The organism is Arthrobacter sp. SDR-2R, assembly GCF_057747955.1.
Genome location: NZ_CM173231.1, coordinates 2,380,946 through 2,398,274 on the forward strand (window position 1 = coordinate 2,380,946; position 17,329 = coordinate 2,398,274).

General features: G+C 67.4%; 16 protein-coding genes and 2 tRNA genes. 17 read left to right on the top strand and 1 reads right to left on the bottom strand.

Annotated elements, in window-relative coordinates; translation table 11 throughout:
- The 14 genes from thiD to mctP all read left to right on the top strand — a co-directional run bounded on the left by thiD (position 1) and on the right by mctP (position 12,154).
- The gene (gene thiD, locus AC3ANU_RS11075) at positions 1-1,521 is read left to right on the top strand and encodes a bifunctional hydroxymethylpyrimidine kinase/phosphomethylpyrimidine kinase (RefSeq protein WP_488315970.1); all 1,521 of its coding nucleotides are present in this window, start codon (positions 1-3) and stop codon (positions 1,519-1,521) included.
- Positions 1,522-1,784: 263 nt separating this feature from the next.
- Positions 1,785-2,093, top strand: coding sequence for a 50S ribosomal protein L21 (rplU, locus tag AC3ANU_RS11080; RefSeq protein WP_003803420.1), 309 nt, complete (start codon positions 1,785-1,787; stop codon positions 2,091-2,093).
- A gap of 61 nt (positions 2,094-2,154) precedes the next feature.
- Positions 2,155-2,418, top strand: coding sequence for a 50S ribosomal protein L27 (gene rpmA, locus AC3ANU_RS11085; protein WP_009372867.1), 264 nt, complete (start codon positions 2,155-2,157; stop codon positions 2,416-2,418).
- A gap of 119 nt (positions 2,419-2,537) precedes the next feature.
- Complete coding sequence (gene obgE / locus AC3ANU_RS11090) at positions 2,538-4,127, top strand: GTPase ObgE (protein WP_018769462.1); 1,590 nt, start codon at positions 2,538-2,540, stop codon at positions 4,125-4,127.
- Positions 4,128-4,131: 4 nt separating this feature from the next.
- Positions 4,132-5,268, top strand: a complete 1,137-nt coding sequence (gene proB, locus AC3ANU_RS11095; protein WP_488314534.1) for a glutamate 5-kinase — start codon at positions 4,132-4,134, stop codon at positions 5,266-5,268.
- Positions 5,269-5,294: 26 nt separating this feature from the next.
- Positions 5,295-6,659, top strand: a complete 1,365-nt coding sequence (locus AC3ANU_RS11100) for a glutamate-5-semialdehyde dehydrogenase (protein ID WP_056390655.1) — start codon at positions 5,295-5,297, stop codon at positions 6,657-6,659.
- Between the two features lie 79 nt (positions 6,660-6,738).
- Complete coding sequence (locus AC3ANU_RS11105; protein ID WP_018769459.1) at positions 6,739-6,978, top strand: hypothetical protein; 240 nt, start codon at positions 6,739-6,741, stop codon at positions 6,976-6,978.
- A 55-nt stretch (positions 6,979-7,033) separates the two neighbouring features.
- A complete protein-coding gene (gene nadD / locus AC3ANU_RS11110) occupies positions 7,034-7,651 on the top strand; it encodes a nicotinate-nucleotide adenylyltransferase (protein ID WP_056390652.1) in 618 nt (205 codons plus the stop codon).
- A 7-nt stretch (positions 7,652-7,658) separates the two neighbouring features.
- Positions 7,659-8,957 carry a hypothetical protein gene (locus AC3ANU_RS11115; protein WP_488314535.1) on the top strand — a complete coding sequence of 433 codons (1,299 nt, stop codon included), beginning with the start codon at positions 7,659-7,661 and terminating at the stop codon, positions 8,955-8,957.
- 38 nt (positions 8,958-8,995) lie between these two features.
- Entirely contained in the window at positions 8,996-9,397 is a 402-nt protein-coding gene (rsfS, locus tag AC3ANU_RS11120; RefSeq protein ID WP_018769456.1) for a ribosome silencing factor, read from the top strand.
- A gap of 132 nt (positions 9,398-9,529) precedes the next feature.
- Positions 9,530-9,602 (top strand) — tRNA-Ala (locus AC3ANU_RS11125).
- 209 nt (positions 9,603-9,811) lie between these two features.
- A tRNA-Ala gene (locus AC3ANU_RS11130) sits at positions 9,812-9,884 on the top strand.
- A gap of 225 nt (positions 9,885-10,109) precedes the next feature.
- Entirely contained in the window at positions 10,110-10,481 is a 372-nt protein-coding gene (locus AC3ANU_RS11135; protein WP_018769455.1) for a DUF3311 domain-containing protein, read from the top strand.
- Positions 10,478-12,154 carry a monocarboxylate uptake permease MctP gene (mctP, locus tag AC3ANU_RS11140; protein ID WP_018769454.1) on the top strand — a complete coding sequence of 559 codons (1,677 nt, stop codon included), beginning with the start codon at positions 10,478-10,480 and terminating at the stop codon, positions 12,152-12,154. The genes AC3ANU_RS11135 and mctP overlap by 4 nt, the downstream gene beginning before the upstream one ends.
- Before the next feature lie 110 nt (positions 12,155-12,264).
- On the opposite strand, the gene AC3ANU_RS11145 is transcribed toward mctP, so the two are convergent.
- Positions 12,265-13,602 (bottom strand): class I SAM-dependent methyltransferase, encoded by a 1,338-nt coding sequence (locus AC3ANU_RS11145; RefSeq protein WP_018769453.1) that lies wholly within the window; start codon positions 13,600-13,602, stop codon positions 12,265-12,267.
- Positions 13,603-13,648: 46 nt separating this feature from the next.
- Between AC3ANU_RS11145 and AC3ANU_RS11150 the strand changes: the two genes are divergently transcribed.
- The 3 genes from AC3ANU_RS11150 to AC3ANU_RS11160 all read left to right on the top strand — a co-directional run bounded on the left by AC3ANU_RS11150 (position 13,649) and on the right by AC3ANU_RS11160 (position 17,328).
- A complete protein-coding gene (locus AC3ANU_RS11150) occupies positions 13,649-14,731 on the top strand; it encodes an FAD-dependent oxidoreductase (protein ID WP_134164660.1) in 1,083 nt (360 codons plus the stop codon).
- A 50-nt stretch (positions 14,732-14,781) separates the two neighbouring features.
- Complete coding sequence (locus AC3ANU_RS11155; protein ID WP_056390644.1) at positions 14,782-15,924, top strand: class I SAM-dependent methyltransferase; 1,143 nt, start codon at positions 14,782-14,784, stop codon at positions 15,922-15,924.
- A gap of 201 nt (positions 15,925-16,125) precedes the next feature.
- A complete protein-coding gene (locus AC3ANU_RS11160) occupies positions 16,126-17,328 on the top strand; it encodes an ROK family transcriptional regulator (protein ID WP_134164661.1) in 1,203 nt (400 codons plus the stop codon).
- Position 17,329 lies beyond the last annotated feature (1 nt).

Sequence of the window (17,329 nt, forward strand, 5' to 3'; positions counted from 1 at the left end):
ATGCCCCTGCCCACAGCGTCCGGCGTGGCCCCCGCGCTGCCTGGGGGCCGCGATGTCCCGCGCGTCCTCTCCATTGCAGGCTCCGACCCGTCCGGCGGGGCCGGGATCCAGGCGGACCTCAAAAGCATTGCCGCCCATGGCGGATACGGCATGGCCGCGATCACGGCACTCACGGCGCAAAACACCCGGGGCGTGCAGTCCGTCCACGTCCCGCCGGCCGGCTTCCTGGCCCAGCAGCTGGACGCGGTCAGTGACGACATCAGCATCGACGCCGTCAAGATCGGCATGCTGGGCGACGAGTCGGTGATCCGCACTGTCCGCCAGTGGCTCGAAAAGGCCCGTCCCGCCGTTGTGGTCCTGGACCCCGTCATGGTGGCCACCAGCGGCGACCGGCTGCTGAAGGAATCCGCCGAAGCCGCGCTCCGGGAACTGCTGCCCCTTGCCCACCTCATCACCCCCAACCTTCCCGAGCTCGCGCTGCTGCTGGGCACGGAGCCGGCGAAAGACTGGGACACCGCGCTGGACCAGGGCAGGCGCCTGGCGGAAGCCACCGGAGCCACCGTGCTGGTCAAGGGTGGCCACCTTTCAGGCCTCGACTGCCCGGATGCTCTGGTTAACGCTTCGGGCCTCCTGGGGCCGGACGTGGTGGAAGTGCAGGGGAAGCGGGTTTCCACGCGGAACAGCCACGGGACGGGCTGTTCCCTGTCCTCTGCCATGGCAACAGTCCAGGCCCGTTTGGGCAATTGGGAGGCATCACTGCGAACGGTCAAGCCCTGGCTGGCCGGCGCACTTGAGAACTCCGGCCAATTGGAGGTGGGCCAGGGGAACGGCCCCGTACACCACTTCCACCACGTGCGGCCGGTCCTGGAGGAGGGCGGCTTCGCGGCCCGGTTGTGGTCGGAAGCCCAACAGGACCTGGCGGACATCTACGCACTGGACTTCATCCACGGCCTGGCGTCAGGAGACCTTCCGGAGAAGGACTTTGCCTACTACCTGGCGCAGGATGCCCTCTATCTGAACGGCTACTCCAGGGTGCTGGCACGGGCCAGCGCGCTGGCCCCCTCGGAGGCCGAGCAGCTTTTCTGGGCCGGATCCGCGCAGCAGTGCCTTGAGGTGGAATCGGAACTCCACCGCTCGTGGCTCAGCACCCGCCCGGCCCCGAAGGGCCTGGGCCCCGTCACCAAGTCATACGTGGACCACCTCACGGCAGCGTCGGCGTCGGGCAGCTATGCCGTCCTCGCCGCCGCCGTGCTTCCCTGCTTCTGGCTCTACGCCGAAGTCGGCGGGAAGCTCCACGCCCGGTTCCTGGCCTCGGGCGAACCGGACGGCCATGCCTACGCGGCCTGGCTCCGGACGTACGCCGACGAGGGCTTCGCCGAAGCAACCCGCAAAGCCATCGCCATCGTGGATGCAGCCGGACGGACCGCGCCGGACCATGAGAGGGCGGCGATGGTGACGGCGTTCAAGCAGTCCTGCCGCCTGGAAGTGGAGTTCTTCGACGCGCCGAGGCTGCATTCCTGACCCCCGCGGGCCGGGCCCGGCTATGATGGTGGAGCACGGTTGCGGCGGTTCCTGCCGGGCTGTGGTTACTACCACAGCCGGCCCGCCTGAACCAGCCTCATTTGCGGCCGAAGATGGATTTAGCGTATTCTTGATCTTCGGTGCTTACGCCAACACTTGGGTTACGACCCCACGGCGTTGAGGCACAGCGAGAAACCAAGCTTTTAGCAAGTCGGTTTCGCACGCAAATTTTGTAATAAACGTCGAGAGAAGTGAGTTCCCAAGTGGTGTACGCGATTGTCCGCGCAGGCGGCCGCCAAGAGAAGGTTTCCGTTGGAGACTTCGTTACCCTGAACCGCGTCGCCGGTGGAGCCGGCAGCACCATTGAGCTGCCCGCACTGCTCCTGGTTGATGGTGACAAGGTCACCTCCGCCGCCGCTGACCTGGCCAAGGTAACTGTTACGGCTGAAATCCTCCAGGACCTGCGTGGTCCTAAGATTGTCATCCAGAAGTTCAAGAACAAGACCGGCTACAAGAAGCGCCAGGGTCACCGCCAGGAACTGACCAAGGTCAAGATCACCGGCATCAAGTAACCACCGGTTACTGTTCAGGCATTTCAACAGATTCCCCAGAATTTAGAGGCAGGCATTTCAGATGGCACATAAAAAGGGCGCGAGCTCCACTCGCAACGGTCGCGATTCCAACGCTCAGTACCTCGGCGTCAAGCGCTTCGGCGGCCAGGTTGTTTCGGCCGGCGAGATCATCGTCCGCCAGCGTGGCACCCACTTCCACCCGGGCGCCGGCGTTGGCCGTGGCGGCGACGACACCCTGTTCGCCCTGACCCCGGGCGCGGTTGAATTCGGCACCCGCCGCGGTCGTCGCGTAGTCAACATCGTTGCTGCTGCAGCTGCAGAGTAACAACAAGTTCTGAAACGGTGGAGCGGGCCTGAGGGTCCGCTCCACTGTTCTTTTAACCGCATTACAATCGATGTGGCGTCCCCTGGGCCGCCAGGTAAACAGTTTCTGAGGAGATCCACGTGGCCAGCTTTGTAGACCGGGTAGTACTGCACGTATCCGGCGGTACCGGCGGCCATGGGTGCGTCTCCGTCCACCGCGAGAAGTTCAAGCCGCTGGGCGGACCCGACGGCGGCAACGGGGGCAACGGCGGCGACGTGATCCTCCGCGTCGACCACCAGACCACCACGCTTCTTGACTACCACCACGCACCGCACCGGCACGCCAGCAACGGCGGCCCCGGCATGGGTGACTGGCGCGGCGGCAAAAACGGTGAAACCCTCATCCTGCCCGTCCCGGACGGCACCGTGGTGAAGTCCAAGGACGGCACCGTCCTGGCTGACCTCGTCGGCGAGGGCACCGAGTACGTGGCCGCCGCAGGCGGCATTGGCGGACTCGGCAACGCCGCCCTGTCCTCGCAAAAGCGCCGCGCCCCCGGCTTTGCGCTGCTGGGCATCGAAGGCGAGTCCCGCGACATCGTCCTGGAACTGAAGTCCATCGCCGACATCGCGCTGGTGGGTTTCCCGTCGGCCGGCAAGTCCAGCCTCATCGCGGCGATGTCCGCGGCCCGGCCCAAGATCGCTGACTACCCGTTCACCACGCTGGTTCCCAACCTCGGCGTCGTGCAGGCCGGAGACGTGCGGTTCACCATCGCCGACGTACCCGGGCTCATCGAAGGTGCCAGCGAGGGACGCGGCCTGGGCCACCACTTCCTGCGGCACGTGGAGCGCTGCGCAGCCCTGGTGCACGTGCTGGACTGCGGCACGCTGGAATCGGAGCGCGACCCGTTGTCGGACCTCGCCATCATCGAGGGCGAGCTGGAGAAGTACGCCGTCGACATGAGCTACGCAGGCCAGGACGGCGAAGTGGTACCCCTGAACCACCGCCCCCGGCTGGTGGCCCTGAACAAGGTAGACCTGCCCGACGGCAAGGACATGGCCGAATTCGTGCGTCCGGAACTCGAATCCCGCGGCTACCGCGTGTTCGAGGTGTCCGCCACCAGCCATGAGGGCCTGCGCCAGCTGGGCTTCGCCATGGCGGAGATCGTCAAGGCGGCCCGCGACGCCGTCGCTGCGGCACCGCCCAAGGTCCAGCCCGCCGTACTGCGTCCCCGCGCCGTCAACGAGGCCGGCTTCAAGATCCGGCGCGAGGAAAAGAACCTGGAGCCGCTGTTCCGCGTCCTCGGCGAAAAGCCCGAACGCTGGGTCAAGCAGACCGACTTCACCAACGAGGAAGCCATCGGCTACCTTGCGGACCGGCTCGCCAAGCTCGGCGTGGAGACTGAACTGTTCAAGCAGGGCGCCAAGCCGGGCGACACCGTGGTCATCGGCGGGGACGACGGTGTCGTCTTCGACTGGGAGCCCACCATGATGGCAGGGGCCGAGCTCCTGGCGTCACCGCGCGGCACCGATGTGCGGTTCGCAGACATTGGGGATCGGCCCACCCGCAGCCAGAAGCGCGATGAGCAGCAGGAGCGCCGTGACGCCAAGGCCGCCGCCCGGGCCGAGCTCGAGGCGGAACGGAAAGCCGGTATCTGGACCGAATCCGTCAGTGGCCGCCGCGCTGCCCACCCTGTGAAGGAGAGCGGACTGGAAGCGGACGATGACCTCTAGGGGCATGACCGCGGAACCCGCCGGGCGGACGGCGGACAGGAGCGCACTGGCAGGCGCCCGCCGGATCGTCGTGAAGGTGGGCTCCTCGTCTCTGACCAGCATCAAGGGCGGCATCTCGGAGGAATCCCTGACCGCCCTGGCGGACGCACTCGCGGCCAAGCGCAACGCGGGCGCCGAGATCATCCTGGTCTCCTCCGGCGCCATCGCGGCCGGACTGGCCCCGCTGGGACTGGCCAAGCGCCCCCGCGACCTCGCCACCCAGCAGGCCGCCGCCAGCGTGGGCCAGGGGCTGCTGATGGCCCGGTACACCCAGGCCTTCGGCGCGCACGGCGTCACCGTCAGCCAGGTCCTGCTCACGGCCGAGGACCTGATGCGCCGCAGCCAGCACACCAACGCCCTCCGCGCCATGGACCGGCTGCTGAACCTCGGTGTGGTCCCCGTGGTCAACGAGAACGACACCGTGGCCACCCACGAAATTCGCTTCGGCGACAACGACCGGCTCGCCGCCCTGGTGGCGCACCTGGTGCGCGCCGACGCACTGGTGCTGCTGTCCGACGTCGACTCCCTCTATGACGGGCCGCCCGCCCAGGGTGCCAAGCGCATCCCCCTGGTCACGGGCGCGCACGACCTCGAGGGCGTTTCCATCGGCAAAGCGGGCAAGGCCGGTGTGGGAACCGGCGGGATGATGACAAAGGTGGAAGCTGCCAGCATGGCGGCAGGTTCGGGCATTCACGCCCTGGTGACCTCCATGTCCAACGCCGCCGCAGCCCTGAATGGCGAGGACGTGGGCACGTGGTTTTCCGTCAACGGTTCCCGCAAGCCCGTCCGGCTCCTGTGGCTGGCGCACGTTGCCTCGGTGCAGGGCCGCCTGGTCCTGGACGAGGGGGCGGTGCGTGCCGTGCGGCACCACCGCACCTCCCTGCTGCCGGCGGGGATTTCCGCGGTGCAGGGCGACTTTGAAGCGGGCGACGCCGTGGAGCTGGCAGGAACCGACGGCATCGTTGTGGCCCGCGGCCTGGTGAACTACTCGTCGGAGGAGCTGCCCCGCATGCTGGGGCGTTCCACCCGGGAGCTGGGCGAGGCACTGGGCAGCGGCTATGACCGCGAAGTTGTTCATGTTGATGACCTGGTGCTGGTCTGAGCCCAGGGCTCGCCTAAACTTGGAGCATGACTGAAGCCCTGATCCACACTGCTGAAAATTCCGGAACCACTGCTGCGCAGGCGCAGCCGGGTGCCGTGGCAGAACAGGGATCAGCTGCTGCGCCTCTTTCCGCTGCGGAGGTTGAAGCGGCTGTCCACGCCCTCGCGGACCGGTCCCGCCACGCTGCCCGCCGGATGGCCACTGCCAACCGTGCCTGGAAGGACCGCGCCCTCCGGGCTGTCGGAGCCGCCCTGCAGGAGAACGTGCCGGCCATCCTCACCGCCAACGCCATGGATGTGGAAAAAGGCAAGGCCAACGGCACCTCCGCCGCGCTCCTGGACCGGCTCACCCTCACCGAGGCCCGCGTGGCAGGGCTGGTGGCCGCCCTCGAGAACCTGGCCAACCTCCCGGATCCCGTGGGCAATGTGGTGCGCGGCCAGACCCTTCCCAACGGGCTCCGCCTCCGCCAGGTCAACGTGCCCATGGGCGTCGTGGCGGCCATCTACGAGGCACGGCCCAACGTCACCGTGGACATCGCGGGGCTGGCCCTCAAGAGCGGCAACGCCGTCATCCTGCGCGGCGGCAGCGCTGCCGAGGCCACCAACCAGGTCCTGGTCCGGGTGCTGCGCGAAGCCCTCGAATCTGTGGGCCTTCCGGCCGACGCCGTGCAGACCGTGGACCAGTACGGCCGCGCCGGTGCCAACGTCCTGATGAAGGCCCGCGGCAGGGTGGACGTGCTGATTCCCCGCGGCGGCCGCGACCTGATCCAGACCGTGGTGACCAACTCCGCCGTGCCCGTCATCGAAACGGGGGAGGGGAACGTCCACATCTTCCTCGACGAGTCCGCCGACGAAAACATGGCCGTGGAGATCCTGCTCAACGCCAAGACCCAGCGGCCCAGTGTCTGCAATACGGTCGAGACCCTGCTGGTGCATTCGCGCTCAACCGTCCTGCCCGCCGTGGCCGCCGCCCTGCGTGGCGCCGGTGTCCGCCTGCACGTGGACGGGCGCATCAGCGCCGCGCTGCCCGGGATCGAGACCCAGCCGGCCACGGATGTGGACTGGGGAACCGAGTACATGGACCTTGACCTGGCCGTGGCCATGGTGGACAGCCTCGATGAGGCCGTGCAACATATCCGCACCTGGTCCACCGGGCACACCGAAGCGATCCTCACCAACAGCCTTGCCAACGCTGAACGGTTCATCGCCGAGGTGGATTCGGCGGCGGTGATCGTGAACGCTTCCACGCGGTTTACCGACGGCGGGGAACTTGGCCTCGGTGCCGAGGTGGGCATTTCCACCCAGAAGCTGCACGCCCGCGGGCCCATGGGCCTGACCGAGCTCACCACCACCAAGTGGATCGTCCAGGGCGAAGGCCAGGTCCGCGCATAGCAACGCGGTAACATAGACCAGAACCCGGAAAGCAGCGGAAGGTTCCGCTGCCCGTAAATCCTTGAACATAGGGGAGAAAATGCTGCTCCAGCAGATTGCCACGTCCGTCGCCGCCGCAGGTGAATCAGGCCATGAGGAGCTTGCGCCGCTGTGGGCCGAACCGTGGGTCTTTGGCGTTTCCATGTTCGGCATCCTGGTGGTCCTGATGTTCATTGCCTGGTCCTACACCAACCTGGGCAACCGCCACGCCGCCACGGACGAGCACGCCGATCCGCACCGCCAGCACCCCAATAAGCACGATCGCGGGCAGGGCCACTAAGATTTCCCACAACCTGCACCGCAATGGTGCCCGGGGGCGGCTGCGGCTTGGCGTGATGGGCGGGACATTCGATCCCATCCACCACGGCCACCTTGTCGCGGCCAGCGAAGTCGCGGCGGAGTTCGACCTCGACGAGGTGGTCTTCGTCCCCACCGGGCAGCCATGGCAAAAGTCCCATAAACAGGTCAGCGAGCCCGAACACCGCTACCTGATGACCGTCATCGCCACGGCATCCAATCCGCGCTTCACCGTCAGCCGTGTCGACGTTGACCGTCCGGGTCCCACCTACACCATCGACACCCTCCGCGACCTCCGGGCCCAGCGCCCTGATGCCGACCTTTTCTTCATCACCGGCGCGGACGCCCTGGCGCAGATTTTGTCCTGGAAGGACATTGACGAGCTGTGGTCGCTGGCCCACTTCGTGGGCGTGACACGTCCCGGGCACGTCCTGGACGGGATGGGCCGCGACGACGTCAGCCTCCTGGAAGTTCCGGCCATGGCCATTTCGTCAACGGACTGCCGGGCCCGTGTGGCAGCGAACAACCCGGTCTGGTACCTGGTCCCCGACGGGGTGGTCCAATACATCGCCAAGTACGGCCTGTATTCGGACCCGCCGCCTGCAAGCGCGGATGAAATAACTTCCGAAGCACGCGAACCAGCCAGTACTGAATGAGTTCTCAATGAGTCAGGAACAGCCCCCAATCCGCAGCCGCCGGGAACTCCGGAAGGCCAGGGACGCCCAACAGGCCACCCCGCCCGCCACCGGGCAGCGCCCGCCTGCCGCGAACCGGCCGGCCGACGGCGCACCCGCACCGGCGGGACAGGATGCGACGGCCCGCTCCCGCTCCGCAGTAACAACTCCGCCGGCCCCCGCCGACACGCCTGCCGACCGGACGCCTGAAGACCAGACGCCCACCCAGCGTTCGTCCCAGATCCGCGCCCGCGACCGGGCCGCGCTTCGCACCATCAAGGAACTTGAGGAAAAGGAAGGCCAGCTTGCTGCCGGGGGACCGCCCACCCGGCGCCAGCTGCGGTTGCAGCAACTCAAAGAGCAGGCACTGACGGCCGCCAATCCGATTGTGCCACCAGCCGCTGCGCCCGCCCCCACCGCGTCGTCAGGAGCGGACACTGCTGCCCCGGCCCCTGCAGCGAACACCGGCGCGCCGGTAAAAACTGGTGCCCCGGCGAAATCGGCGCCCGCTGCCGCCGCTGAACGTCCTGCACCGGCTCCAGGAGGCGCCCCGGAGGGGATGACGGTGGAACAGGCACTGGAAGCGCGGGCGCTGATCGCCGCGCAGGCCAGGAACCAGATCGCCAAAATGGAGCACATCGCGTCTGTGGATCCGGAGGCCGTCGATCCGGAGATCCTGGCCGAACAGATCGCCCTGGCGGAGCGGGCCGCGGTCCTGAACCGCAGGGCAATGGCCCGGCAGAAGCTCGCCGAACAGGCGGGGAATCCTCCCGCCCCGGCCAGGGAAGCCGCCGCCAAAGACAAGCCCGGCCCGTCCACCGCCAACAACCTGGCGATGGTGACGCCGCTCGAGTTCGTCCAGGTGCCCGGCGTCGAACGTCCGGTGATGAAGCCGCCGGCAACCTCGCATGTCCCGGTCACCACCAGGCCCGGCACCAAAGTTCCGGGAAAACGCAAACCTGCCAACCGCCCCAAGGCGCCAGAGCCCGAATCCGCCACCGGCAGGTCCCAGGTCATAGCCCGTGCCGAGGCAGCGGCCAAAGCCGCCAGCCGTCCCAAACGGGTATCGCTCCCGGACAACCAGACGGAGAACCCCTCAGAGGATCTCTTCGAGGATCTTCCCCGCGTCCCTGCCCGCGCCGCCCATGGCCTTGACCCCCTGGACGCCGCAACGGCCGGCCTGACAAGGGCGCGGCGGAACCGCATCCTTCAGTTCTGCATCCTCGCGTTCGGGATCCTGGCCCTCATTGCCGGCATCATCCTGATCGTCAGCGGCATGTCCCGCTGACCGCACCGGCATCAACTTTTCACCAAACAAGGAGTCCCGTGACTGCAACAGAATCGTCCATTGCAATAGCCCGTACGGCCGCCAAGGCCGCCGCCGACAAGATTGCGCAGGACATCGTCGCCATGGACGTGAGTGAACGCCTGGCCCTGGCCGACGTCTTCCTCATCGCCTCGGCACCCAGCGAACGCCAGGTCAACGCCATCGTTGACGGCATCGAGGAAGAACTTGCCAAACAGGACCTGCGGCCGGTGCGCCGCGAGGGCCGTTCCGGCGGCCGGTGGGTCCTGCTGGACTACGCCGACGTCGTCATCCACGTCCAGCATGAGGAGGACCGGGTGTTCTACGCACTGGAGCGGCTCTGGAAGGATTGCCCCGTGGTGGACCTGCAGCTCGGGGACGACGCATCCGCCAAAGCCGGCGCAATAGCCGACAGCGAGTAGGCCGCGCCCGCGCCGTGAACGTGTGCGGAGAGTGAATATTCCCGATTTGGAATTTTCGGAATTGCTGTTCTAAGATATTTGAGTTGCTTCGGGGGAGACCCCGGAGAGAGCTCCTTGGAGCAGCAACAATCCGGGGCTGTGGCGCAGCTGGTAGCGCACCTGCATGGCATGCAGGGGGTCAGGGGTTCGAGTCCCCTCAGCTCCACCGGCGGGTCCGCCGGAACCATCCTGGTTCCGGCGGACTTTTTCGTTTCCAGCCGTTCCCGCGCAGCTGACGACGGCTGAATGCCTGCAGGACTGCGCGGCGGAGGAGCGCGGTTCCGGGGCCGTTGACCGCCGATTGGCGTCCAGCGGAAAAGTGCATTACTCTGGTCAGGTTGCTCCGGCGAATTCGACCGGAAGGAACAAGAGTACGGGGCTGTGGCGCAGCTGGTAGCGCACCTGCATGGCATGCAGGGGGTCAGGGGTTCGAGTCCCCTCAGCTCCACCGATACTCGGAAAAGGGAACCATCACATTTGTGCTGGTTCCCTTTTTCGTCGTTGTTGGGGGCCTGGTCCTTTTCTCTCCGGATGGGGACCTGCAGCCGGTGGAAAAACCCTTCCCGCGCAGGTCAAAGCGGGGTACAACTGAGGTTGAGGGCACATCGTCCCGCCGCCCGGCCGCTTTCACCCAAGAGCGGGGACGCGGGACAGGCTGACGAGGAGGTCACAGATGTCCCACGCAGATGGTTCCGGCTACAACGGCGATGCTGTTCCAGAGGAATCGCGCCTGACACGCGATACCGCGATCCGGGGGCCTGCGAGGCCCGCTCCATACATCGGTGCCGGCATCATCCTGGCCGCCGCCATCCTCTTCCCCCTCATGCCGCAGCTCTACTCCTTCGATGCGCCCAGGCTGGCCGGGCTGCCGTTCTTTTACTGGTACCAGCTGCTCTGGGTGCCCATTTCGGCCATCCTGACCGGCACGGCCTATTGGCTGGTAACCAAGGAAGACCGACGACGGCGGGCTGAGGCACGTCCAGGCGGCCCGCCACGGGCAGGCACAGCCTCCGCCGATGCCGGGTTGGGAGGGGACCGGCCATGAACGGGCGCGAGATCAACTGGATTGCCTTGATCATTGTTGTGCTGCTGTTCGTCGTTGTTGCCGTCATGGGCTTCCTGGCCGCCAAATGGCGCCGCAGCGGAGAGGTGGAAGGACTGCACAGCCTGGACGAGTGGGGCCTGGGCGGCCGCGGATTCGGCACCTGGATCACTTGGTTCCTGCTGGGCGGGGACCTCTACACCGCCTACACCTTCGTGGCAGTGCCCGCAGCGATGTGGGCCACGGGCGCCGTCAGCGGCTTCTTTGCCGTGCCCTACACCATCGTCCTCTATCCGATCATCTTCATCATCATGAGCCGTTTGTGGTCGGTGTCCCACCGCCATGGCTACGTCACCTCAGCGGACTTCGTGGGCGGCCGCTACGGCAGCCGCTGGCTTTCGCTGGCCGTCGCCGTCACGGGCATCGTGGCCACCATGCCCTACATCGCGCTGCAGCTGGTAGGCATCAAGGCCGTCCTCACGGTCCTTGGCCTGGGCAGCTCAGGCAATGTGCTCCTGACCGACCTGCCGCTGATCCTGGCCTTCGTGGTCCTGGCCGCGTACACCTACACATCGGGACTCCGCGCGCCGGCGATGATTGCCGTCGTCAAGGACCTCCTGATCTACCTTGCGGTGATCGTGGCCGTCATCTACCTGCCCATCAAGTTCGGCGGCTGGGACACCATCTTCAGTTCGGCACAGGCCAAACTGGGCACGGTGAACCAGGCCACCGGAAAGCCCGCAGGGGTCTTCATTCCGGGTGCTGCCAACTACTCCGCCTACTGGTCACTGGCACTGGGTTCGGCCATGGCGCTCTTCATGTATCCCCACTCCGTGACGGCGGTGCTGGCATCCAAGGCCCGCAATACCATCCGCCGCAACGCCGCCATCCTGCCCCTGTACTCGCTGATGCTTGGTTTCCTGGCCCTGCTGGGTTTCGTGGCCATCAAGGCGGGCACCAAGCCCATCGACCTGGACGGATCGGTCAATCCGCAGTTGGTGGTACCGCAGCTGTTCCTTGACCATTTCCCGGCCTGGTTTGCGGGGGTGGCCCTGGCTGCCATCGCCATCGGGGCGCTTGTCCCCGCGGCGATCATGTCCATTGCGGCGGCCAACATGTTCACCCGAAACATCTACCGCGACTTCATCCGGCCTGACGTCGATGCCAGGACAGAGGCGAAGGTTTCCAAGATCGTCTCGCTGGTGGTGAAGGTGGGCGCACTGGTCTTCGTGATCGCCATGGACCAGTCCGCGGCCATCAACATGCAGCTGCTGGGCGGCATCTGGATCCTGCAGACCTTCCCGGCCGTGGTGGCCGGCCTGTACACCCGGTGGTTCGACCGCTGGGCGCTGCTTGTCGGCTGGGCGGTGGGCATCATCTTCGGAACAATCTCCGCATACAACGTGGTCAATCCGGCGACCAAGGCCCATTTTGGCGGCTCTTTGGCCCCCATCCCCGGGACGGACTTCACCGTTTACATCGCGGTGTCCGCGTTCGCGCTGAACCTGATTGTCGCCGCCGTCCTGACCCTGGTGCTGCGGGCCCTGAAGGTCCGCACGGGGGAGGACCTCACCCGGCCCACGGATTACGCCGCCGACGAGACAGACCCGAAGGTGGTCCAGATCGAGAAAATCCAGCCTTTCACCCGGCCAGGCGGACCTCCGCCGGTGGCCTGAAGGAAGCCCGGGTCCTCCCCGGGATTAGGCCGCCCTCCTGCCGGGTTACGTCCCGGCAGGAGGGCGCTGTACGTGGAGTGTTGGCGGGAGTAAAACGGGGTCCGCCAGCCTCACATCCAGGCGGTGCGCCGCAGCGGCGGTTCCTCTCCACCCGGGCGGCGCACCAGCACCTGGTTGACTCCGGTCAGCCCGGTTTCGAAGCCAATGGCGCTGCTGGCCATGTAGAGCCGCCACACCCGGGCGCGTCCCGCACCGGCCAGCTTCACCGCCTCGTCCCAGTTTTCCTCAAGCCGGCTTACCCATGCCCGGAGCGTGAGCGCGTAGTGCCGGCGGAGGGCCTCCACGTCGAGGACTTCGAACCGCGCCGTTTCCAGGGCGGCCACCATTTCGCCGAGGCTGATCATCTCCCCGTCGGGGAACACGTACCGGGGAATGAATGAGTCCGGGTCCGGGCTGGTGGGGCCGGCGTTCCAGGAGATGGCGTGGTTCAGCAGCCGCCCGCCGGGCCGGAGCAACCCGTAGAGGGCCGAGGCGTAGGCGGGGGTCTGGGCGCGCCCGACGTGTTCGGACATGCCGATGGAACTGATGGCGTCGAATGGCCCGTCGCTGACATCCCGGTAATCCTGGACCCGGATGTCCACTTTGTCCGTCAGGCCGGCGTCCGCTGCACGCTTGCGGGCCAGGGCGGCCTGTTCCCTGGAGAGCGTCACGCCCACTACGCTGACGCCGTACCTGGCGGCAGCGTGGAGGGCGAAGCTGCCCCAGCCGCAGCCCACATCCAGCACCCGCATCCCCGGTTGAAGCCCCAGCTTGCGGCAGACCAGGTCCAGCTTGGCCTCCTGAGCGGCGTCCAGCCCCGAGTCAGGGCCACTCCCGGGGGCTTCGGCGCCGCCGGCGGCCCATACCGCGCAGGAATAGACCATCGATGGTCCCAGCACCAGGGCGTAGAAGTCGTTGCCGACGTCGTAATGATGCGAGATGGCGGCCGAATCCCGGCGGCGGGAATGCATCCTGCCCTTTTTGGCAATGCGCGCCTCCTCCGGTGGCGGGGCAGGGTTGGGCCCGATGGCGCCGAGCCGGACCGCGGTGCGCAACAGCAGCCAGAGCTCGCCTGCGGTCAGCGGGCGGAACGGCCCGGGCTCGGCGAACTTGCCGGCCGAGCTCAATGCCGTGAACGCCGCGAAGATGTCCCCCGGGGTGTCGATTTCACCTGCCACGTAGGCGCGGCTCAGTCCCAGCTGTCCCGGCGACCACAGAATGCGGCGCAGAGCCTTTCGGGACCTGAACTCCAGGACGGGTGCGTCCACGGGTCCCGCTTCCGAGCCGTCCCACGCGCGCAGGCGCAACGGGATCTGCCCGGTCCCCAGCACCACCCCCAGGGCCTTTTCCAGCCGGGCAGCGTGCCCGGTGCTTCCGTTTCCTGTCCGTTCGGCTGCTCCAGTTTCCATGCGCCTACCCTAAGGCCGTGTTGGCTTCCGCGACTATCATGGGCAGGTGAGTCCTGACCCAACCGACGTGGTGGTCATCGGGGCGGGCCAAGCCGGCCTCTCGGCTGCCTACCACCTGCAGCGCCGGGGAATTGATTATGCCGTGCTGGACGCCGAGGAAGGGCCGGGCGGTGCATGGCGGCACCGCTGGAGGAGCCTGCGCATGGCCACGGTCAACGGAATCAGCGATCTGCCGGGCATCGCCAAACCGGAGGTGGATCCGGCGGAACCGAGCTCGGAATTCCTGACCCGGTACTTCGGAAGCTACGAGGCTGAGCTGGGTCTGTCCGTTCTCCGGCCCGTCAAGGTACGGGCCGTCAGGCGCGAAGATGATGACCCGGCCGGGCGCTTGCGGGTCGAAACCACACGCGGGGACTGGACGGCCAGGGCCATCATCAACGCCACCGGTACGTGGACCCGCCCGTTCTGGCCCATTTACCCGGGCCAGTCCTCGTTCCGCGGCAGGCAACTGCACGTCGCCGACTACGTCTCCGCGGAGGAGTTCCGCGGCAAACATGTGGTGGTGGTGGGTGGCGGCATTTCCGCCGTCGGGCTGCTGGAAGAAATTTCCCGCGTCACCACCACCAGCTGGTTCACCCGAAGGGAACCGGTGTGGCGCGACGCGCCGTTCGATGCCACAGCGGGCCACGAGGCCGTGGCGCTCGTGGAGGACCGTGTCCGGCAGGGACTTCCGCCGCAAAGCGTCGTGTCCGTGACGGGCCTCATCTGGACACCAGCCCTCCGCGCGGCCAGGGGAAGGGGCGCCCTCGACCGGGAGCCGATGTTCACGTCCATCGAACCGGACGGCGTCCGCCGCGCCGACGGAAGCCTCCGCAAGGCCGACGTCATCCTGTGGGCCACCGGCTTCAGGGCGGAACTGGAACACCTCGCCCCGCTTCACCTGCGCGGGCCCGGCGGCGGAATCGCCATGGACGGAACCCGGGTGGCGGCCGAGCCGCGCGTCCACCTGGTAGGTTACGGGCCGTCGTCGTCCACCATTGGCGCCAACCGTGCGGGCCGCGCGGCAGTGACCGGGATCCTGAAGCTGCCTGGAATGGCGACGGCGGCGAAAACGGTAACGTGGGGGTGATGCCCCGGGACGCGGGGCGAACGAAGGCAACAGAAGGCGGCAGGACACCGGTGGCAGCAAACACCCTGGCGGACATTTTCAACGTCCTGCGCCGGCGGCCCGATGTCGAAGCCCCCAACCTGCAGGCCTGGGATGCCACGGACCGGCTGCTGCTGGAGACCGCAGTGCAGCTGGGGCGGGCCGGCGGTACCGTGGCGGTGATCAATGACCGCTACGGGGCCCTGACGCTCGGCGCCTCGGCAGTGCTTGCCCCGGCGGCGCTGCGCGTGCACCAGGACCTGATCACAGGGGAAAGGGCACTGCGGCTCAACGCGGCCGAACTGGGGGACGGGCCCGGGGCGGAGTTTGTCCAGCTGCCCCTGGGGCACCAGCTGCTGGCGGGAGCAGACACCATCCTGCTGCAGCTCCCCAAAACCCTCGCGGAACTGGAAGAAATCGCTGCCGCCGTGGCCCTGCATGCCGCACCGGACGTCCAGCTGCTGGCAGGAGGCCGGGTGAAGCACATGTCGCTGGGCATGAACGCCGTCCTTGAACGGTACTTCGTTTCGGTGCAGCCGCAGCTCGCCCGGCAAAAGTCCCGGGTCCTCCTTGCCGCGGGCCCCAAACCCTCCACCGCGGCGCCCCGCTTCCCGGTGTTGGAGCACCTTGCCGGCCTGGACCTGGACGTGGCAGCCCACGGCGCAGTCTTTGCCGGCCCCAGGCTGGACATCGGCACGCGTTTCCTCCTGGCGTTCCTGCCCCGGATGAAACCGGCACGGCACGCCGTCGACCTCGGCTGCGGTACCGGAATCCTTGCCGCGATGTACGCGCGGCAGTTCCCGGGAGCCGCCGTGACAGCCACCGACCAGTCCGCGGCCGCAGTGCAGTCCGCCCTTGCCACCGCCCGCGCAAACGGCCTGGCAGACCGCATCAGCGTTCTGCAGGACGATGCGCTGAGCACCTTCCCGGACGCCGCCGTGGACACCGTGCTGCTCAACCCGCCCTTCCACGTCGGTGCGGGCGTCCACGCCGGTGCCGGCCTCAAGATGATCCAGGCAGCCGGGCGGGTGCTGGCTCCCGGCGGCGAGCTGTGGACGGTCTTCAACCGGCACCTCGCCTACCTGCCGGCGTTGGAACGGTACGTGGGGCCCACCGTGGTGGAGGGGCGGAACCCCAAGTTCACCGTCACCCGAAGCAGCCGCCGCCCCCTCTGACTGGAACGCGCCCGGCCACCGGGGGTCCACCGCCGGGAACCGCGGGTGCCGCGCCGCGCCGCCGCCCGCGCATATGGGCGGGGGACCACCCTTAACGTACGATTCAAAGCATCACCATCACGAGGTAGCCGAAGACGTTTAGGGGACACAGTGTCTGAGATCCGCCAATCCTCTCCGAGACGCGGAACCAACTTGCCCAGGATGGGGGATTTCAACCTCACCGTCATCCTTGACGCAATCCGCAGGACGTCCGGTGGCCTGAGCCGCGTTGAACTGGCCCAGATCGTGGGCCTGTCCCCGCAGACCATTTCGAACATCTCGCGCCGCCTGCTGGACCAGAACCTGATTGTCGAGGCCGGCAAGGAGGGTACCGGCCCGGGCAAGCCGCGCACCATCCTCCGCCTCAATCCCGGCGGCATGTACGCCCTTGGTGTCCACCTGGACCCCGCAGTCACCACGTTCGTGGTGCTGGACCTGGTGGGATCTGTTGTCCGGCACTCGCGGATCAAAACCCCTGGCGGAAACGATCCCTCCGCCGTGATCAGCACCATCGCTGCGGAAATCGACCAGCTCGTCGCCGATTCCGGCGTGGACCGCAGCCGCATCGCCGGCCTGGGCGTGGCTGCGCCCGGCCCCATCGACCTGGACAACGGCACGGTCGTGGATCCACCACTGCTGCCCGGCTGGGACAGGGTGGAGCTGCGCGAAGCGCTGGCCGGGGCCACCGGTTACTCGGTACTCGTTGACAAGGACGTCACCAGCGCCGCCGTGGCGGAGACATGGGCAGGCGGGCCCAGCGGCGCCGGCAGCTTCGTCTTCATGTATATGGGCACAGGCATCGGCTGCGGCATCGTCCTGAACGACGAAGTGGTCCGCGGCACGTCCGGCAACGCCGGGGAGATAGGACACATCATCGTCGATCCCGACGGCCCACCCTGCGACTGCGGCCTGCGCGGCTGCGTGAAATCCTCCTGCATCCCGCAGGTCCTGGTGGCGGAGGCGGAAGCAGCGGGCATCCTGGACGGATCCCGCGCGGGTAACAGCGGCGCCGAAGTCCAGCAAAGCTTCGCCCGGCTGTGCGCACTCGCCGACGGCGGGGACGAACGCGCCGCTGCCATCCTGGACAAATCCGCCGTCCTGGTGGCCCGGGCGGTCTCCGTTGTCACCAACACCCTCGACGTGGAACGCGTCGTTTTCGGCGGCCCCTTCTGGAGCGGACTGGCGGAGCGCTACCTGGAGCTGATTCCGCCACTCCTGGATGCCAACAGCGACGTCAGGCTGATCCACCCCATCGAGGTTGTTGGCACGGGCGTCGGGGAGGACGTGGGAGCCATCGGCGCCGCCTCGCTGGTCCTGGAACATACCCTCGCGCCCCGGGCCCAACGGCTCCTGCTGGAAAGCTGAG